This window comes from Mesorhizobium sp. M5C.F.Ca.IN.020.29.1.1 (assembly GCF_003997375.1).
Lineage (GTDB): Bacteria > Pseudomonadota > Alphaproteobacteria > Rhizobiales > Rhizobiaceae > Mesorhizobium > Mesorhizobium wenxiniae.
This window is the reverse complement of sequence record NZ_RZSW01000770.1, coordinates 1-2209: the sequence shown is the minus strand read 5'-3', so window position 1 is coordinate 2209 and position 2209 is coordinate 1. Positions and strand designations below refer to the sequence as shown.

The 2209-nt window shown below is 62.7% G+C and carries 3 protein-coding genes and 1 pseudogene; 1 reads left to right on the top strand and 3 read right to left on the bottom strand.

What is annotated here, in order from left to right; genetic code table 11:
• The coding region (locus EOA85_RS33320) for a metallopeptidase TldD-related protein (protein WP_245486251.1) at positions 1-817 on the top strand (817 nt) is incomplete at its 5' end.
• 152 nt (positions 818-969) lie between these two features.
• Here EOA85_RS33320 and EOA85_RS33315 read toward each other — a convergent pair.
• The 3 genes and pseudogenes from EOA85_RS33315 to EOA85_RS33305 all read right to left on the bottom strand — a co-directional run.
• Complete coding sequence (locus tag EOA85_RS33315; protein ID WP_127212544.1) at positions 970-1476, bottom strand: RES domain-containing protein; 507 nt, start codon at positions 1474-1476, stop codon at positions 970-972.
• Entirely contained in the window at positions 1469-1840 is a 372-nt protein-coding gene (locus tag EOA85_RS33310; RefSeq protein ID WP_127212543.1) for an antitoxin Xre/MbcA/ParS toxin-binding domain-containing protein, read from the bottom strand. The genes EOA85_RS33315 and EOA85_RS33310 overlap by 8 nt, the downstream gene beginning before the upstream one ends.
• Before the next feature lie 85 nt (positions 1841-1925).
• Positions 1926-2209, bottom strand: a pseudogene (locus tag EOA85_RS33305) (RNA methyltransferase); the annotation flags it as partial.

Here is a 2209-nt window from a genome sequence, read left to right as displayed (position 1 = left end):
CAAGGCGTTTGGCGAATTCCTGGTCGAGGAGAGCTGGAAGCACGCGGCCAAGGAGGCGCTGCGGCAGGCGCTGGTCAACCTCGAAGCGGTCCCGGCGCCCGCCGGCACCTTCGACATCGTGCTGTCGAGCGGCTGGCCGGGCGTCATGCTGCACGAAGCCGTCGGCCACGGGCTGGAAGGCGACTTCAACCGCAAGAAGACATCGGCCTTCGCCGGACTGATGGGCCAGCAGGTGGCCGCGAAGGGTGTCACCGTCGTCGACGACGGCACCATGGCCGAACGGCGTGGGTCGCTGACCGTCGATGACGAAGGCACGCCGTCGGCCCGCAACGTGCTGATCGACGACGGCAAGCTTGTCGGCTATATGCAGGACCGCCAGAACGCCCGGCTGATGGGCATGGAGGCCACCGGCAACGGACGGCGCGAAGGCTATGCGCACCAGCCGATGCCGCGCATGACCAACACCTACATGACCTCAGGCGATATGCAGCCGGACGAAATCATCGCGTCGGTCAAGAACGGCATCTATGCCGTCTCCTTCGGCGGCGGCCAGGTCGACATCACCTCGGGCAAGTTCGTGTTCGGCTGCACCGAGGCCTACATGATCGAGAATGGTAAGGTAACGCAGCCGATCAAGGGCGCCATGCTGATCGGCAACGGGCCGGATGCCATGCATCGGGTTTCGATGATCGGCAACGACATGAAGCTCGACACCGGCATCGGCATGTGCGGCAAGGCCGGCCAGGGCGTCCCGGTCGGCGTCGGCCAGCCGCATCTCAGGATGAACCAGATGACGGTCGGCGGCACACGAGTTTGATAGATCGGCCGCGCCAGCTATTGTGGTCGCGAAAACCAGTCCCTCTCAGCCGCTGCCGCCCGCGATCCTTGGCAAGTGACTGTAAGGGTGGCGGGAACCGCCAGAGCGGCGTGCAAGAAGCATAGCCGTCTGCCGGCCAGTTTCGAACTGCCCTACAGCCACGAAGCCGGAGTTTTCGGCAAACGATGGTCGGGATCGATGACCTTCAGACGCGGTGCGTTGTTCTCGTTCCATCGCCAGAGGGCGACGCATGTGCCCCCCGGCGACATGAAGGACGGGTAGATCACGCCGTGCTGCCCATCGGCAATCAGGCGATCTCTCAGCGTGTGCGTCTCAGGCACCAGGCCTTGATCCATGATGTCGCGCCATTCGCATCGGTGAATGTCTGGCGTCACGCCGAGCTTGGTCAGCACATCAGCGTCCGTCAGGTCGGCCAGCCGCGCGCCTGAAAGTTCGAGCTGCGCAATCACCGCCGGATGCTGGACAAAGCCCTGGTTGTACTCCGCCCAGGCGGTGGATAATTCCCGCGCAGCATAGATGGTCGGGGTGCCCACCGGATTCCAGCGCCCGCCAAAGCGGGCCGCTCCTTCGCCGGAAAGTGGGAGATGCGCCCAACGCGGCACGAAGGCACGCCATAGGCTCAGCCTGCTGTCAGGCATAGATGCCGGAGCGGACTGCCTCCAGATAGGCAAGCACCTTGTCCGTCTTGCCCTCTCGAACGAGATCGTAAGCGGTCTTTCCCGCCCAGCCGGGGATCGGCTGATGCTTGAACCAGATCGCCGCACGCTGTTCATCGCCGGCCATCTCGCCTGCCATCGCCAGGATACGGACAATCGGACTCAATGCAGCATCGACCTTGCGCGCGCCGGTCTTGGCGGCAAGCGTGTTGCGCGCGACGCCGATCAGGCCCGCCAGTTCGGTCAGATTGACACCCAGCAATTCAGCCACCCGTCTTGCCGAAAGAAATGGCGCCCGTTCCTCGCCAAAGCGCGATGCTCGAATTTCGAGAGCTGCGGCATTCATGGTATCATCCTAGCACGTTTTGAACAGCATGTGATAAAAGTATGCTCATTTTACGCGCAATTCAAGTTCAAAAAAAGCAAACCTGTTACCGCCGTCGTTTCGGCTTCTCCAAAAGCGCAACGGCTTCGACATGCGGCGACCACAGGAACTGATCGATCGGCGTCACGCTTTTCAGGGCGTAGCCGCTATCGATGAGGATGCGCAGGTCGCGTGCCAACGTCACCGGATTGCAGGAAACCGCGGCGACAAGCGGCACGTCGGAACGGGCAATCTGCTTCGACTGGTCTTCGGCGCCGGCGCGAGGCGGATCGAACACAACGCCGTCGAACGTATTCAGCTCCTTGAATGTAAGCGGCCGCCGGGACAGAT

What these genes read in the sequence shown, in the direction of transcription:
- EOA85_RS33315 (WP_127212544.1), bottom strand. Translation starts at nt 1,476, where the DNA reads ATGCCTGACAGCAGGCTGAGCCTATGGCGTGCCTTCGTGCCGCGTTGG.
- EOA85_RS33310 (WP_127212543.1), bottom strand. Translation starts at nt 1,840, where the DNA reads ATGAATGCCGCAGCTCTCGAAATTCGAGCATCGCGCTTTGGCGAGGAA.